Source organism: Thalassotalea sp. PS06, assembly GCF_007197775.1.
Taxonomy (GTDB): domain Bacteria; phylum Pseudomonadota; class Gammaproteobacteria; order Enterobacterales; family Alteromonadaceae; genus Thalassotalea_A.
The window spans coordinates 2,336,705-2,352,801 of sequence record NZ_CP041638.1 but is presented as its reverse complement, the minus strand read 5'-3'; the positions used below and the strand labels follow the sequence as shown (position 1 = coordinate 2,352,801).

Here is a 16,097-nt window from a genome sequence, read left to right as displayed (position 1 = left end):
ATGGCGAGACTCTTTCTTGGCTTTGCAGGGCTTAATGGTGCGCTATGGTTAATACTAAGTGCCTACATAGTGCATGGTATGGCAGATTTATCGACAAAAGACATTAGCTCATTGGCGATCGCCAGTGGCTTTGCATTGATCCACAGTTTGTTTTTGATGCAGCTAGGTCTGAATATTGGTTCAAGCGACGAAGAGGGGCGATTAAAACTGCCCAAAGCGGCTGGGTTATTGCTTATTTTCGGGATTTTGTTGTTTTGTTTTATTATTTTGTTCAAAGTCCTGTGGCCGGCAAGTATAATTGCCGCCCTGTCGCCATTGACACCCTTTGGCGGCATGGCGTTGATCAGCGCCTGGTTATTAATTGCTCTGCAAGGTTTTTATAGAAAATGACAGCTATCGTACTTTATTGCCGCCCGGGTTTTGAAAAAGAATGTGCCGCAGAAATCCAGGAAAAAGCCGCCTGGAATGAGGTGTACGGATTTATCAAACTCAAGAAAAATCAGGGGCTGGTAGAATTTCATCTCTACGATGCTGAGCAGGGCGATACTTTGCTGCAAAAGTTGCCATTAAAGCGTCTGATTTTTGCCCGCCAATGGTTTCTGACTTTAGGCGAGATCATTGACCTACCAGACTATCAGCGCGTAGAAGCCATAAGCGACGCCCTTGGCGATGAATTTCGTTACGAAGAGCTTAGGGTTGAAAACCTCGATACCAATGATGGTAAAGCGCTAAGTAAATTTACCCGTAAATTGTCGGTACCATTAAGACAAGCGTTAAGAAAATCTGGCGTTTTGGCACCGAAAGAGAGTGATGAATATGTCCAGGGCGCCGCAGTCTTGCATGCACTGTTTTACAGTGGTCAGCAAGTGCAATTGGGCTATTCATACGCCACGAATACCTCTCCACACCCGATGGGGATCCCAAGGTTAAAATTTCCAAATGCAGCACCGAGTCGTTCCACCTTAAAGCTTGATGAAGCGTTTTTACACTTCATCCCCAAAGCCGAAAGAGAAGAGCGCCTGACCTCAGGCTTAAATGCTACGGATTTAGGTTCAGCCCCTGGTGGTTGGACATATCAACTGGTGCGTCGTGGGATGATGGTTAAAGCGATTGATAATGGCCCTATGGCCGATTCGTTAATGGAAACCGGCCAGGTGAAGCACTACCAGCAGGATGGCTTTAAATTCCGCCCCAGTAAGAAAAACAATTACTGGCTGGTTTGTGACATGATTGAAAACCCAATCAAGGTTGCACGGTTAATGGCGAGCTGGGTAATTGATGGTGATTGCAAAGAAGCGATTTTTAACCTTAAGTTAATGCCCGGTAAAGGCCGCTACCAGCAGGTAGAAAAAGGTCTTAAGATCATCAAAGACATGCTTAGCGAACATGAAATCTGGTACGAAATGTATGCCAAGCATTTGTATTACGACCGTGAAGAAGTGACCGTGCATATTCGTGCTCTGGGCAAGCGATAAGCGCAGCGCTGCAGGTGGAAGGTGGAAGTGGAAGGAAAGCCACTTACTACCCGATAGATCCCTCTGGTATCATGGAGTCTTTGCTACAAACACCTTGGCAGCCTAAGCAGTTAGGATTTAACCGTCACTATTGCTCGATCGTTTCGAGTTCATATAACCAAATAATCGCCTCGGCAAATTCGCTGCGCCAAAATCCTTCGTTATGTTGGCCGGCTTTAACAACTTTCGCATGTACTTTTGAAGAGTCAGGTAGCGATGTTCGCAATAGCGCTGCCATTTTCTCCACATTCGGTACCATGCTTTCTCCTTCCTGACCGCCGACCAACAAATAGATTTGGCTGTTGTTGACTTTAGCGGCATGCTTTTGAGTATACGTCCATACCTTGTCGCTATACCAGTAAGAGGGCGAAAACAGGCCGGCCCGGGAAAAGGTATCCGGGTAGGTCAACATTGCATAGTGACTGATAAACGCACCCAGTGAGCTGCCAATGATAGCGGTGCTAGCTTTATCGCTGTTGGTACGGTAATGCCGGTCAATATAGGGTTTGACGGTCGAAACCAGGTCTGCTACAAACTTTTCCCCTTCGCCGTTACCATATTTTTCATGGGTCCAGGGACTGTATTCATTGATACGGTACTCAGGGTGATTATCGATGCCAACGACTATGATTTCTAATCCCCTGGTTTTTGCCAAGTTATCCAGGGTCTCATCGATACCCCATTCACCGGCGTATGAAGTGTCGTCGGCAAATAGATTTTGGGCATCGTGCATATATAGAACCTGATAGCGTTTAGCAGAATGGTGATATGACGGTGGCAGGTAGACTCTTAAGGTTCGGCTTCTGTCCAGGGATGGCAATATCACCGCATTTTGTTCAATAACCACATTGGCGTGAGCGGCCGCAGCTAAAATCGGATTTGGCAAGCATAGCCAGATAAACAGGGGAGCAAGTAAGGCTTTCAGATTCATAGATAACAACGTATTGTTTTGCATTGGATTATAGAACCGGAACTGATAAATCAAAAGGTCGGAACCGTGAATTTTATCAATAAAAAAAAGCGACCGGAGTCGCTTTTTTATCGAATGTTTTTACTTTCTTACAAACGCTCTAGTACCGCATCAGTAAAGTCAGTAGTACCGTGCTCACCGCCTAAGTCGCGAGTTGTACGGTCACCTGATTCGATAACTTCCTTAACCGCGTTACGGATGTTAGCGGCTTTGTCATTCATACCTAAGTACTCAAGCATCTGGATAGAAGCAAGGATAACAGAGCTTGGGTTTGCTAAGTTTTTACCCGCGATGTCCGGAGCACTACCGTGTACCGCTTCGAAGATTGCACAATCACTACCGATGTTCGCACCTGGAGCCATACCCAGACCACCCACAAGACCTGCACAAAGGTCAGAGATGATGTCACCGAAAAGGTTAGTGGTTACGATTACGTCGAATTGCTCAGGGTTCATTACCAGCTGCATACAACAGTTATCGACGATCATTTCCGCAGACTCGATATCCGGGTAACGCTCACCAACTTCACGAGCAACTTTCAGGAAAAGACCTGACGTTGACTTAAGGATGTTTGCTTTGTGAACCGCTGTAACTTTCTTACGGCCTTCTTTGCGAGCAGTCTCGTATGCGAACGTTACGATGCGCTCAGCGCCTTCGCGAGTGATCTGGCTCATTGCTTCTGCCACTGAACCGTCTTCAGATACGGTCTGACCTAAACCTGAGTACATACCTTCAGTATTTTCACGGATGGTCAGGATATCGATATTTTCGTAACGAGCACGAGTACCTTTGAAAGATAAAACTGGACGCAGGTTAGCGTACAGTTTGAATTGCTTGCGCAAGGTAACGTTGATAGAGGTAAAACCTTCGCCAACAGGAGTTGTCAGAGGGCCTTTTAAGGTGATTTTGTTTTTTTCGATTAGTTTTAAGGTTTCTTCAGGAACCAACTCACCGTGTTTTTCCAACGCCGCTAAACCGGCATCAGCAAACTCATATTCGAAATCACAACCTGCTTTATCTAGCACTTTTAAACATGAATCAATGATACTTGGACCGATACCGTCACCAGGGATGACCGTGATAGTTTGTTTAGTCATGGAAATAGCCTTAACAATAAAAAATGTACAAATACTGCCTGTTAAAGTATTACAAAAAGATGGAAAAAATTTTGAAAAACTTCACCAGAAATTTTAATGGCGGCTTTATACCACGACTGGTCAGATGATTCCAGTTTTATGCTTGTAAATAGGACTATTTTCGTAAGTTTCCTACAAAAACAGCCCGGACGTGGATAATTGAAGGAGGGGGTTAAAGTTCTTTGTAGTCCTGATAAGCGCTCTCGCCAATGCCGATAAGCACGCCATCTTTGAACAACAGGGCAGTACATTCATCCTGAGTAGTGATACCGTCACTGTGTCGGTGTTGTGTTCGATAAAACATCACCTGGTAATTATTTACGGTAACTTTCTTCGCTTCGGTTAGATCTGGATTACCTAATTCTTCTAAAATTTTATCTACGGACGTGCCATCTAACGTTAATTTAGCAATATACTGACGGTTGTATCCCTCACGATCATCCCAGCTCATGTCCTGAGGCTTGTCGTCTTCATGAAAATGTAAAACAGCTGCCGCGAATACCCCATATAAAACGACGGCAATTAAGATTCTCAAGGCGATGGTTTTGTTCATTGATTGAGTCCGGATTATGTTCGCTAATAAATTTGCTAATTTAACAGAATTTCCTATGGATTAAACAGCCTGTTGATCAATTTGTTTGTTCAGGCGTATGTCTTTGAGGTTAAAGCCCAGCGGAATGTCTTTTTTCAGAGTTAAAAGTTCCTGATAAAGCTGCATTTGCGGCTTATACTCCTGAAGTTTCTTGGCCAGCGTCTGTTTCAGATCCTGAGCATCAAGCACGCCCTTTAATGAATGATATTGCTGCAGTAACTGTGCTGCGGTAATTTGTCCTATACCAGGCACCCCTGGGATCTTGTTAGTCGAATCGCCGCTCAATGTCCAGAGGTCGATAAGCTGGGTGGATTTTACCTGAAACTTGTTCTGAACATAACTTTCGTCGAGCACTCGTTGATTAAAGTAATCAAATACCCGGATATGATCACATAATAACGGCAGAAAACCTTTATCGGTTGAGATAATGGTCACGTCCTGAGCCCTTAACGCCACTTTAATCGCCAGTGTTGCAATTAAATCATCTGCTTCGTCATCATCAGATATTAACGAGTCTACCTGCAATTCTAAAAGCGCATCCTGAATCGCCGTTAAGCTTGCTTGCAGATGCTCGGGCATTTTCTTCCGGCCTTTCTTGTAATCCGGGTAGAGTTCATAACGCCAACAAGGATTCTGGCTATCAAAAACCGCGAGAATATGGGTAGGTTGCTGAGTGTGGAGAATTTTACCGACAGCCTGAACCGTATGCACTATGGTATTATGAACGATTTGCTGTTTGGTGGTATCTGACAACGTGTCCATGTAGTGAAACGGGCGCTCCTGCACCGCGTACACTCGACGGATCAAATTCATCGCATCAATTAAAACTATATGTGCTGGCATGGTTTATTCGTTATCAGAGACTATTTCATAGCAGGGGACATAGTTTGTTCCCGGCAATTTCATTCGTTGTTGCTTTACAAACGATGATAACAGGTTATCCATATCTGTCATAATTTCTTTGTTACCAGATATTTGGTACGGCCCTTTTTCGCGAATATGTTTAACCCAGTCAGGTTTTACATTGCCAGCAACAATCCCGGAAAATATCCGCCTTAAGTTTGCCGCCAGCTCGCCAACCGGCATATCTTTTTCGATTTTCAGCGCCGCCATATTGTCATGCGTAGGCTCGAATGGTTGCTGAAATTCTTCTTCGATAAAAAGCGACCAGTTGTAGTGATAGGCGTCACCAACGGCTTTGCGGTAATTGATAACCGAAGCGATTTTACTTTGTAGATATTGGGCGACTTCCCGTTCGTCATCGATAATGATGGTGTATAAAGACTGTGCCTGAGGACCCAGGTTATTGCCAATAAAGGTGTCCAGGTCGCGAAAATACTGTTCGCTTTGTTTCGGCCCGGTTAACACTATCGGCAGTTTTTGCTGGCGATTGGCTGGGCTTAACATGATGCCAAGGATGTAAAGTAACTCTTCGGCCGTTCCGGCGCCACCGGGGAAGATTATTAACCCATGACTTAAGCGCACAAAAGCTTCAAGCCGCTTTTCTATGTCTGGCATAATCACCAGTTCATTAACGATTGGGTTGGGTGGTTCGGCAGCAATAATGCTCGGTTCCGTCAGGCCAATATATCTGCCTTGATAATTTCGCTGTTTGGCATGACCAAAGGTAGCGCCCTTCATCGGTCCTTTCATTGCGCCGGGTCCACAACCTGTGCATATATTGATACCGCGAAGGCCAAGCTGGTAACCCACCTCTTTGGTGTATTTGTATTCGATATCATTGATTGAGTGGCCACCCCAGCAAGTGATGAGATTTGGCTCAGCATCCGGTTTAATGACATTGGCGTTACGAATAATATCAAACACAATATGGGTGGCGAGATTACTCGATAGTGGCGGTGGCATGCACATATAGCGATTTGAGATGAATAAAATATCCCGCAACACTGCTGACAGCTGCTCGGCAATACCGCGAATAATTTTGCCATCGACGAAGGCATGTTTTGGGGGATTTATAAGATTGAGTTTTACCCCGCGTTCACGCTTTAACACTTCAATATCAAAATTTTCGTAGCGGCGATAAATGGCCTCAGCATCATCGGTGTCACTACCAACGTTGAGCACCGCTAACGAGCAGTTTCGGTAAAGTTGGTATAGTTCGCTGTTGGCGGTTTGTTGTAACTGGTCTACTTCAAGGGGCGAGAGCAGGCGCATCTCGCCGACGGGATTCAAATCATACTGCATACTAACCTCAATTTTGTTCTTTTTGTTTAACGCAAGCCCTTAACCTGAGTGTAGAACAGATTTAAACGTAATGTATGAGAATCCTTGTAACTTATTATTACAATTAGATATTTTTATTGGCGTATGGTTCTCAAATCCGGCGCAGGGGACGCGTTTGTCGAGCGATATGGGTTGATATCCAAGCCACCTCGCCTGGTGTACCTGGCATAAACGGTCAACTCTTGACACTGACAAAATTCCATTAAATCAACAAAGATGCGTTCCACGCATTGCTCGTGAAATTCATTATGCTGTCTGAAAGATATCAGGTATCGCAATAACTTTTGCTGATCAATTTTGCCGCCACGATAGTCGATATACAGGCTTGCCCAGTCCGGTTGGTTGGTTATCAGGCAATTGGATTTTAACAAATGGCTCACCAACTGTTCTGAAACGATCTCATCCTTGTTTGCTGCGCCTTCGAGCAGTTCACGGTCAAACTGGTAATTAGTAATTTCAATATCCTGATCATCAATGCGTTGATAGCTCTGCTGGCTGGCAATTTGCAAAGCCGGACAATGCTCGACGTCAAACAGGTTTACGATAGCCTGGCCATCACAGACAAGGGAAAGATCCTGACCAAGCTTTTCTTTTACCATATCCCAGCTTGAGAAACGGGTTTGATTAAAGCTATTTAAGTACAACTTAAAGGATTTGGATTCGACGATGTTGGTGCTGGTACAAGGAAAGCGAAATTCCGCAACTGCGACCTGGGGTAAGCCTTTAGCGTTTAGCCAGGACAGTTCAAACCCATACCAGACGTCTTCACCCAGAAATGGCAGGTTTACCTGATCAATGGCTAGTGAATCTCGATTTAAGCTTCGTGGTACGCCTTGAAGAAGGCTCGCATCATAGTCGCTTTTATATTCGGTTTCCTTACCCAGCAATAAGGCTTTTAATTCATCAGCGTTCTGGTAATTGCTCATAGGGTTTTAAATTTCACTCAACTGCTCGCTATAATAGGCGCTAATCATAGCAATTTTTTAGCTCTGAAGGTACTTTCGATACTCTTGAGAGCCCCAACAAGATGAGAATTTATTGATGGCAATTGAATTTACGCCAACGCAAGTCAGTTTGCAGCAGTTATTGAATCGATTTATCCAACAGTATCAGGATACACATGGCGATTTCCCTAAGGTTGAACACGACCAGCAATGGCCGTCAGATGCCGAGATGGATCAGGTTAAAGATGGTCAGCTTACGCGTTGGCAGCCGCATATTGTTGAGCAGCCGATTTCCTTTGCTAACGTTGAGAAAGCCCTGGATATGGAGTTGCACCCGAGTATTAAGGAATATTTCGCATTGGCATATAGCGACAGCATTGAGGCCGAGAGCGAACATGGAAAACTGTCGTTATTGTTTGCCTGGAATGAAGACGATTTTGAACGCCTGCAACAAAATATAATTGGCCACGTACTAATGAAACGTCGCCTGCGTCAACCAACCAGTATCTTTTTCGCGATTACTGACGAAGAGGATATTAACCTGGTAATAGATAATGATGATGGCAGCGTTTGGGTGGAACCCGTTGGATTGAAAGGCAGTAAAAAACTTGCAGACTCGTTATCGGAATTTCTCGATAGCCTGAGCCTGCGTTTACAACAAACTACTTAGCTTTCAGCTCGGCAATTATGTTTTTCAGCTCATCTATTTCCACTTTCATCGTCGCGACTTGTTGCCGTAACGAGGTTACTTGCTGATTAAGGGTTGCTATATCCGCCGATGCATTTGTGTCGGCCGGCGCTGCTGTTTCCGCCGGTTGTTCTGCTTTGGTTTCGCCAAGGGCCGGGTTTTTCTGCCATTGTTGTAATCCTTTGATGATAGCGGTAAGGGGCATCGAAACGGATAACTGACTCTTGATTAATGCAACACTCGGGGTTTTTCCTTGTTGTTTTAATTGATGGGCGATTTGATAGATTTCTTGCTGGCTCATTGGCAAACTGACCTTAATTGCTGAAATTTGCGACAAAGATTGGAAATTTTGCTAAATAATAGCGAAAGTCGCTAACGATGTCATGACGAGAATTAATGGAAATATTTATTTTCGATAAAAATCAACGAGTTATTGTTTTGGCAGGTTAATTGCTACCACTAAACTTGTAATTTGATTCTGGTCAATTTTCCTTAAATTGGGTGAAATAGCTGGAATAATACATTTGACAGGTATTGATCAGAACATTCTGCTCTGGCTCTATGCCTACAGGGAATTTACGTAAGCGAGACAGCTTGCATTTTAATTTAGAAAGGTAGAACAATGAAGAAAACGCTTGTTGCATTATTAGTTATGGCGCCACTGGCAACCACATTAACCGGTTGCGTAATTGCAGTTGATGGTAAAGGCGAATGGGATGCAAACACTATGCATTCTAGCCATGATACGGCTTATGAAAACCGTAAAAAGCTAGCGGAGCTGGAAGCTGAGATGAGCTTTGCAGACGTGAAAAAGAAAATGGGTGTGCCGGACTTCAATGAAACTTACGAAAAAAATGGTGAGAAGATCCAGGTACTTTACTACCGTACTAACCGCAAACATGCCGACAGCATGACCACCAAAGATGAGTGCACGCCTCTTATCTTCAAAGAAAACGTACTGGTAAGCTGGGGTGACAAAGCGCTAGCGCAAATTTAACTATCTGAACAGTGCTCGCTGCATTGCGAGCACTATTATCGCAGCATACTGTCTAAAACATCGACGATCTCACACCAATCGGAATCTTCGCTGATTGATTCCTCAAGAAAACTAGCCTGTGCAGGCGACCAAAAATTCGCTTGTTCTAATCGAATTTCCGAAGCCAGTCCTTTGTGTTGTTCAATAAACTGGTTAATGCTGTCTGGCTGATTATCTAAGCCCAATTGTGCAAACAATCCCTGCAGATTGTGATTCGACAGATCCATCCTAAGCCTCGCGACGTTGTGAAATGAACAGTACTCATTATAGATGGCTTACACCAATTCCAGGAACAAAAAGCACGGTAGTTTGCTAGTTCTCAGCATAAACCAATGTTATTGGTAATCCGCAATATCGAGTACATAATGTAACCAGTTGGTTTGACTATATTTAATTTTCCTTGATAAGGTGGATAGCAAGTCACCGGGAAAATACCAGGGCCTGCTTGCTCTTCACACGTCAGTGAAAATGCTTAGGTGGGCCCGTAATATAAGAGTGTAACTGTTATGAATGACGTAAAAGTAGCCACAGATAATGATATCCGAGCATCCTATTTGCCGGCGAGCGAGTTAAAAGTTGCCGCCTCGCTGTTGTTTCAGGCCTATCAGGATGATCCGATTTTTATGGATATCTTCGATGCCGACGACAGTGGTTATGAGCAACGTCTCAGGGCCGCAATTCGTGAAGAATTGGCAGCATTCTGGCAAGCGAAACAACCGATTTTAGGATTATATCTGGGTGAAGCTCTGGTTGGTGTCGCTTGTATCAACAGTCCGGGCCGAGGTCTTGGCAGTGATCGTTTTTGGCACTGGCGATTAAAAATGATGCTAAGCGCAGGCTATTTCAATACCCGGCAAATGATTGAAAAAGAGCAAATCATCGTCGATTCTGTACCGCTAGAGCAGTTCCATATGTTATCGTTTATCGCCATCCATCCATTGCATCAGCAACATGGGTTCGGTCACTATCTGGTGGCAGCGGTCAATACCGTGCTGGAGGACAGTCCGGAAAGTGAAGGTGTCGCGATTTATGTTACCAGTGATAAATACCGGGAATTTTTTAAAGAGTGTGATTATCAGGTGGTAAAGGAGGTTACCGTTGGTAAAGTAACCGGTCCTTTAATGATTCACTACCGCAATAAACGTTAATCAAGAAGTAGAACAAGATGACAGAGAAAAAATATCAGACGTTTCGAGAGTTTTATCCTTTCTATTTATCGCAACACCAGGATCCCGTGTGTCGGGCGCTACACTATATTGGTAGTCTTCTGGTCATTGCTTTAGTCATTTACATCATTGTCTCAGGTAAGGCTCTGTATTTGATTGCACTACCGGTACTTGGCTATGGTTTTGCCTGGGTGGGTCACTTTTTCTTTGAGAAAAACAGACCCGCAACCTTCATTTATCCGTGGTACAGCTTTCTCGGTGATTGGGTGATGTTGGCAGAGTTCTTAACCCGAAAGAAGTTAATCAATCGATAGTTGCTAACAAATACCTTGCTAGTGGTATTCAGCCTTTTTCAGGTTTTCGGGAAAAAAAGCGTACCACGCTCGCTTCCCGGCTTGCTGTTAGCGCCGTTGGCCGGCGCTTTCTTAACAATACCTCATCACCAATTAAATGCCTTTCCGGAAAACTCGTAAAAAGACTGATTTCTGTGGTTGAAATATTCCTGTAGATAGTTGTTAACATCCGGTGCGTCGTTAACTTTGAACTTAGGCAGCTTAAAGGTTTTGGTATCGACGACAAAATTATCAATCCCGAGGAACTGATAGATTTCGCTAAAGACTTTTTCCGGATTCTGGCAAAACTCTTCAATGCCCACTAGCAAGATTTTGTCACGGCCAAATAATTCCATGTAACGTGAGATTTGTTCTTTATAGTGACCGCGAGATTTGTAGGTGGCGTGAAGGAAAGTCCCGCTTTTGTAGTCTTTATTTTTCATCGTCCAGGCCAGACGTTTCTCTTCGATTTGCAAGGCATTGATCATTGGGAGATATTCATGATTCTGCCGTTTTGCGTCGTTATATTGGTGAATGGCACGCTGTACCGGGTCGCGCAGAACAAAAATGATTTTTACGTCTGGGATCAGGTCATGTAAGCGTTTTGCGGCTAACGGATGAAAACTGTAAAACGTTGACGCTTCGAATGCCAAATGGCCGGGCGCAAGTTCTTTGCGTTTGGGAAAATGGGCGCGGTACCATGACTCACCATTGAGGAAGTTATCTCGGTTTCTTGCTAGGCCACCGTCGAAATAATGGATTTGTGATTGAAACGTACCATGCAGTTTAGGGTGTTGATTGATAAGCTTTACCAGACTGGCTGTACCCGAATATCTGGCCCCGAGGATAAGGAAGTTTGGCAATACACGTTGTCGCGCCGTTAGAAGTCGATATTTGAATCGTATTTGTTTGTGCTTGCGATTAAACAGCCTGGCAAACCTGCTCTCAATGGCTGGCTCTATGTTCATGGTTGTTACTTGTGCTCTAATTATTATTCCCTTTGTTTCCAGTGTAGTTTAAATTTGGCTAAGTATGCAGCCTCGGTAGCGCTTTCGTTGAATAACGTGCACGGCGAGCGACATAAAAGGAATGACGACTTGAATATAACCATTTTAGCTAACCGTGATTTACCCGCTAACTTCGCGTTAAACCTGTTATTGCCGCAATTACAGCAACATAATGTGACCGTATTTTTGTCCCAACAGGTAGGTAAAGCCGACGATCATCAAGGGCTAATAAGCGAACTGTCTCACTTCGAATCTTCGATTGTTCTGCCGCTTATTGATGAAAAGGCTCTTGATAGCCAACTGTCCCGGCATACTGGCTTCAAAGGCTTTGTGCATCTGGAGCAGCATACCAGTGGACCTATTACCTTTCTCAATCATATTAATAGCCCAGCTGGCCTTGAAACTTTGGCCAATTCTCACCCGGACCTGATTATCAGTATTCGCTTTGGCAGGATATTACAGTCAGAGGCGATTCAGATCCCAAAATATGGGGTAATAAATTTACACTCTGGGTTATTGCCTCAATATCGTGGCGTCATGGCGACGTTCTGGGCAATGCTCAATGAAGAAAAAACCATTGGCACAACCTTGCACACCATTGATGACGCTGGCATTGATACCGGCAGAATTATTTCTACCGCGACTCTGGATATTGACCCCGAAAAATCTTATCTGTGGCACGTCCTTCATCTTTATCAAAGTGCGCCTGAGCAAATTTTAAATTATATAAACGCCTTAATAGAAAAATCACCGCTGCCAAAAATGGTTCAGTCAGGGGAGGGGAATTATTTTGGCTTTCCCGACGCTTCGGCGTTGAAAGATTTTGATGACAGGGGACTTAAAATCTACGATCACCATGAATTGGCAGAGTTTCTGTCGAGGTATTACCAGGTTACCATTGCCGATAAGGAGGCCAACTAATATGCGGTCATTAGAATTGAAAATACCTCCCTTGCTGTTATTGCTTGGTTTTATTGGCCTCGGTTGGGTATTGCGCAATCCGGCATATCCGCAACTGGGTTTTACTCCTCAAAACATTGTGGCGTTTATCGCTGTCACCCTGGGGTTTGTGGTTATCGGGTTTGGGGTTCTGGGATTTCGTCGCCAGCACACCACCGTTGATCCCAGGTTTCCTGAACAAACGTCAACACTTGTGGTTAGTGGTATATACAAATATTCCCGCAACCCTATGTATCTGGGCTTTAGTCTGATATTAACTGGTTGGAGCTTATTGCTTTTTTCGATATACACCGCAATCTTGGTTCCGGTTTTTATGGTTTACCTGACGCAGTGGCAAATTAAGCCAGAGGAGCGTTTATTGGAAGGAAAGTTTAAGCGGGACTATGTCGACTATAAGGCCAGTGTCAGGCGCTGGATTTGATGGTTGATTAAACGCAGAAGCAGGGCGCTTCCAGACCTTGATGTCGATTTTCCGATGCTGGTAAGTCAGACATAAAAAAGCGGCTTAGATAAGCCGCTTTTTATTCAACTCAACACATTAGAAAGTGTAGGTTGCATGAAGTGTGTAAGCCCGGCCACGAGGGTCTGCTACACGCGGGTCAAAGGCTGCACCTGGCGAGAAGTCATTCTGGTGAGCCGTAAATGGTGGCTCTTCGTCAAGAATGTTCTTAATACCAAAGGTGATACCGATGTTGTCCCAACCTGTGTACTGAACACTGGTGTTATATACCGTGTAACTATCAACTTCCGGATCCCAGTTTGGCGGATCGATTTCACCAGATTCAATACCCGGTGGTACTTCATCTTCGTAACTGTCACGGAATACCTGAGTTAAGTTTACGGTGAAATCTTCAATGGTGTAGTTGAACGCCAAGGTGTGTTTCCAGCGAAGCGGGATGTTACCACGAGAATGAGTACCTACCAGATTGTCACTAAACGGTGCGTTATCTAGCAGTTTCTTCTTATCTTCAATCAGGTAACTTCCGTTGAAGTTAACAGAAAGCTCACCAGGGCCGATATCAGCAGTGTACTTAGCACCAACTTCAACACCGCTGGTATTACGCTCACCGGCATTTACATAACGTTGGTCAATTGATACTAACTCTCCAGAGCTATCACGAATGAAGTTGTCGGTGAATACATCATAGTTTTCAACCAAATCATCGCGACCAGGAACCTGGATGGTACCTTCGATGATGATTTCCCACCAGTCGACGTTCATGCTGAACTCATCGGTAGGTGCCCAGACAAAACCTAAGCTGCTTTGCTCGGATTCTTCCGGACCTAGATCTGGCTTACCACCAAATAGGATGGTAGGTTGAATCGGCTGACAGTTTGGATCATCAATGTCGACGATACCACCTGGACACACTGCCGGGTCAGCAAAGTCGAGACCTGTATACGGCTCTTCAGTGATACCATTGAACAGCTGGTTAAAGGAAGGTACTCGGAAACCTGTGCTGTAGGCACCACGGAATAACACGCTATCGTGTGGCTTCCAGGTGAAACCGTATTTAGGATTCGTTGTACCACCAAAACCTGAGTAATCATCGTGACGTAACGCCAGGTTCAATTCAAATGATTCAACAACCGGGATCAAGGCTTCGACAAATACCGCCTGGATGGTGCGATGCACGTTATCTAACGCGTTGGCATCATCAAAAGGCGCGCCATAAATGTCTGGGCGAGTTTCTGCCGTACGGCGATCACCGTTGAATTTATATTCTTCACGGCGGATATCAACACCGGCAGCAACATAAATGGAATCACCACCTAAACCAAGTTCAAAACCCGTGTCACCGGTAATTGACGCATCAAACTGAGTCATTACGGTTTCACCACCGAACAGCACTACGCCCCGAGCAGATGCGGCTTCAATTGCTGCCATACCTTCGGGAGTTTGCGATTCGCCTGGTAATAAGAATGGGCTTACTAAGCCAGTACCGATAGCTTGTGCCAACATCTCGGTGTAGTGGTAACCGCCACCTAATTCAGATTCCGCTTCGTTAGAAGAGCGAGATAATCCGACTTTGTAATCCCAGTCATCCCATGAACCATCAAGACCTAACTGCAATTTATAGGCTTTGGTTGTGGTTTCGATTTCACGAGGACCACAATCCATACAACGCCAACGGTAAGCGATAGGAGCGCCTATGTTTAGTTGTTCAGCGCCGTAGTAACCAGATAGAGCATCGACGATATAGTCATAGGAAGCACCAGTGCTTGGATACCAGCCACCACCAAAGGTTTCCCAGTCACCATTACCAATTGACCAAGGGGTAATTTGGTTAGGTTCGAATAGTTTCTTACTGGTGACTTCTGAACCAATAAATTCCACAAAACCTTCCAGGTCTTCGGTAATTTTTAACGTACCACGAGTAACCAAATCGATACTTTCAACAGGTTGTTGTAGTACAGATGCACGTGGGTAATCCCAGGCACAACTTACGGTTTCGTTGGCGCGGTTCCACAACGCACCCGTATCGACATCTGTGTTTGGAAACGCATCACAACCAGGTTGACCAGGTAGCGCCAAAACGTTTAATACGCTGTTTTCTAAACCGGTTTCCGGGTTAATCAGACCACCACCAATAAGGTTGTAGTGGCTACTGGTTGGATCGTTTGGACTGCTCCAGCGATCATTGATTGAGGCAAATGGTGCACCACGGGTATCCGGAGACAAACCTCGGTCAGGCTGGAATGTGTTGGTAAAGTCACGATCGTCGCCGTTTAAGATTTTCACATCTTTATAAGACGCTGTGGCCATTACGTTAAAGCCATCATCGTTCAGATCACCGAAACCACCGACGAAAGTAAAACGATAAATATCGCCGCCGCCTTCTTCAGTAACGTCTGCAAGAGCGCCTAGCTCTGCACCTTGATAATTCTTTTTAAGAATAAAGTTAATAACACCACCGATCGCATCGGTACCATAAACTGCCGATGCACCGTCTCGAAGGACTTCAACGCGTTCAATGGCGGCAAATGGAATGGAGTTAAGATCAACGGAGCGACCTTTCAAACCATGGGTTGCAACACGGCGGCCGTTAAGTAGTACCAAGGTAGAACTTGCACCTTGCTGCCTTAAGTTAGCGCTGGACGCACCGTTATTACCACGTTCTTCACCACCGACGATACCGGCGTTACTCGCTAAATTATCGTTAGAGTTTGAGGCGATGTTCATTTGTAATAATAATTGATCCGCGGACGTGATACCGGCTGCATCAATCTCAGCTTTGCTGATTACGGTTACGGGTAAATCACCCTCAAGGTTAGTACGCTTGATACTCGAACCCGTGACTTCAATGCGCTCTATTTGTTCACCATCGGTCGCTTCTGCTTCTTCTTGAGCAAGAGCATGCGAAGACATACCAGATAGAGCGAGAACCATTGCTATCTTATTAAGTTGCACTGTGCTTTCTCCTGTTGTTGTTATTTTTAGCGAGTGATTCGCAACAGCATTAGGTCGAAGCTGCTCGAAATTTCGCCTGGTATTAAATTACCATAT

18 protein-coding genes are annotated in these 16,097 nt (G+C 44.7%); 8 read left to right on the top strand and 10 right to left on the bottom strand.

Annotated features, from left to right (window positions below; genetic code table 11):
• Together FNC98_RS10435 and rlmM are read left to right on the top strand one after the other, a co-directional pair.
• Positions 1-390, top strand: coding sequence for a DUF423 domain-containing protein (locus tag FNC98_RS10435; RefSeq protein WP_143581179.1), 390 nt, complete (start codon positions 1-3; stop codon positions 388-390).
• Positions 387-1,475: a 23S rRNA (cytidine(2498)-2'-O)-methyltransferase RlmM gene (gene rlmM, locus FNC98_RS10430; RefSeq protein WP_143581178.1), complete on the top strand. Its 1,089-nt coding sequence runs from the start codon at positions 387-389 to the stop codon at positions 1,473-1,475. Before FNC98_RS10435 ends, rlmM begins: the two co-directional genes overlap by 4 nt.
• 127 nt (positions 1,476-1,602) lie before the next feature.
• Here the strand turns inward: rlmM and FNC98_RS10425 are convergent, their stop codons facing one another.
• From FNC98_RS10425 to queF, 6 genes are all read right to left on the bottom strand, one after another.
• The gene (locus FNC98_RS10425; protein WP_143581177.1) at positions 1,603-2,469 is read right to left on the bottom strand and encodes an alpha/beta hydrolase; all 867 of its coding nucleotides are present in this window, start codon (positions 2,467-2,469) and stop codon (positions 1,603-1,605) included.
• Between the two features lie 104 nt (positions 2,470-2,573).
• Complete coding sequence (locus tag FNC98_RS10420; protein WP_143581176.1) at positions 2,574-3,581, bottom strand: isocitrate dehydrogenase; 1,008 nt, start codon at positions 3,579-3,581, stop codon at positions 2,574-2,576.
• A gap of 211 nt (positions 3,582-3,792) precedes the next feature.
• Positions 3,793-4,173, bottom strand: coding sequence for a DUF3192 domain-containing protein (locus FNC98_RS10415; protein ID WP_143581175.1), 381 nt, complete (start codon positions 4,171-4,173; stop codon positions 3,793-3,795).
• Between the two features lie 60 nt (positions 4,174-4,233).
• Positions 4,234-5,055: a flap endonuclease Xni gene (gene xni / locus FNC98_RS10410; protein WP_143581174.1), complete on the bottom strand. Its 822-nt coding sequence runs from the start codon at positions 5,053-5,055 to the stop codon at positions 4,234-4,236.
• 3 nt (positions 5,056-5,058) lie between these two features.
• The gene (gene ppnN, locus FNC98_RS10405; protein ID WP_143581173.1) at positions 5,059-6,417 is read right to left on the bottom strand and encodes a nucleotide 5'-monophosphate nucleosidase PpnN; all 1,359 of its coding nucleotides are present in this window, start codon (positions 6,415-6,417) and stop codon (positions 5,059-5,061) included.
• 113 nt (positions 6,418-6,530) lie between these two features.
• On the bottom strand, positions 6,531-7,382 hold the full coding sequence (queF, locus tag FNC98_RS10400; RefSeq protein ID WP_143581172.1) for an NADPH-dependent 7-cyano-7-deazaguanine reductase QueF: 852 nt from the start codon (positions 7,380-7,382) through the stop codon (positions 6,531-6,533).
• A 115-nt stretch (positions 7,383-7,497) separates the two neighbouring features.
• On the opposite strand from queF, the gene syd reads away from it, so the two are divergent.
• A complete protein-coding gene (syd, locus tag FNC98_RS10395) occupies positions 7,498-8,070 on the top strand; it encodes a SecY-interacting protein (RefSeq protein ID WP_143581171.1) in 573 nt (190 codons plus the stop codon).
• Here the strand turns inward: syd and FNC98_RS10390 are convergent.
• Positions 8,063-8,389 (bottom strand): hypothetical protein, encoded by a 327-nt coding sequence (locus FNC98_RS10390; protein ID WP_143581170.1) that lies wholly within the window; start codon positions 8,387-8,389, stop codon positions 8,063-8,065. The two genes, syd and FNC98_RS10390, sit on opposite strands and share 8 nt — an antisense overlap.
• Before the next feature lie 321 nt (positions 8,390-8,710).
• Here FNC98_RS10390 and FNC98_RS10385 point away from each other — a divergent pair, with 321 nt between their 5' ends.
• Positions 8,711-9,085: a DUF3192 domain-containing protein gene (locus FNC98_RS10385; protein WP_143581169.1), complete on the top strand. Its 375-nt coding sequence runs from the start codon at positions 8,711-8,713 to the stop codon at positions 9,083-9,085.
• 35 nt (positions 9,086-9,120) lie between these two features.
• On the opposite strand, the gene FNC98_RS10380 is transcribed toward FNC98_RS10385, so the two are convergent.
• Positions 9,121-9,351: a DUF2789 domain-containing protein gene (locus FNC98_RS10380; protein WP_143581168.1), complete on the bottom strand. Its 231-nt coding sequence runs from the start codon at positions 9,349-9,351 to the stop codon at positions 9,121-9,123.
• Positions 9,352-9,630: 279 nt separating this feature from the next.
• On the opposite strand from FNC98_RS10380, the gene FNC98_RS10375 reads away from it, so the two are divergent.
• Both FNC98_RS10375 and FNC98_RS10370 read left to right on the top strand, forming a co-directional pair.
• Positions 9,631-10,272, top strand: a complete 642-nt coding sequence (locus tag FNC98_RS10375; RefSeq protein ID WP_143581167.1) for a GNAT family N-acetyltransferase — start codon at positions 9,631-9,633, stop codon at positions 10,270-10,272.
• Between the two features lie 17 nt (positions 10,273-10,289).
• The gene (locus tag FNC98_RS10370; protein WP_143581166.1) at positions 10,290-10,604 is read left to right on the top strand and encodes a DUF962 domain-containing protein; all 315 of its coding nucleotides are present in this window, start codon (positions 10,290-10,292) and stop codon (positions 10,602-10,604) included.
• A gap of 125 nt (positions 10,605-10,729) precedes the next feature.
• Here FNC98_RS10370 and FNC98_RS10365 read toward each other — a convergent pair whose 3' ends face one another.
• Positions 10,730-11,590, bottom strand: coding sequence for a sulfotransferase domain-containing protein (locus FNC98_RS10365; RefSeq protein ID WP_143581165.1), 861 nt, complete (start codon positions 11,588-11,590; stop codon positions 10,730-10,732).
• Positions 11,591-11,719: 129 nt separating this feature from the next.
• On the opposite strand from FNC98_RS10365, the gene FNC98_RS10360 reads away from it, so the two are divergent.
• Together FNC98_RS10360 and FNC98_RS10355 are read left to right on the top strand one after the other, a co-directional pair.
• The gene (locus tag FNC98_RS10360) at positions 11,720-12,550 is read left to right on the top strand and encodes a formyl transferase (protein ID WP_143581164.1); all 831 of its coding nucleotides are present in this window, start codon (positions 11,720-11,722) and stop codon (positions 12,548-12,550) included.
• A gap of 1 nt (position 12,551) precedes the next feature.
• Positions 12,552-13,010 (top strand): methyltransferase family protein, encoded by a 459-nt coding sequence (locus FNC98_RS10355; protein ID WP_143581163.1) that lies wholly within the window; start codon positions 12,552-12,554, stop codon positions 13,008-13,010.
• Positions 13,011-13,127: 117 nt separating this feature from the next.
• Here FNC98_RS10355 and FNC98_RS10350 read toward each other — a convergent pair whose 3' ends face one another.
• A complete protein-coding gene (locus FNC98_RS10350) occupies positions 13,128-16,001 on the bottom strand; it encodes a TonB-dependent receptor domain-containing protein (protein ID WP_313904102.1) in 2,874 nt (957 codons plus the stop codon).
• Between the last annotated feature and the right edge of the window lie 96 nt (positions 16,002-16,097).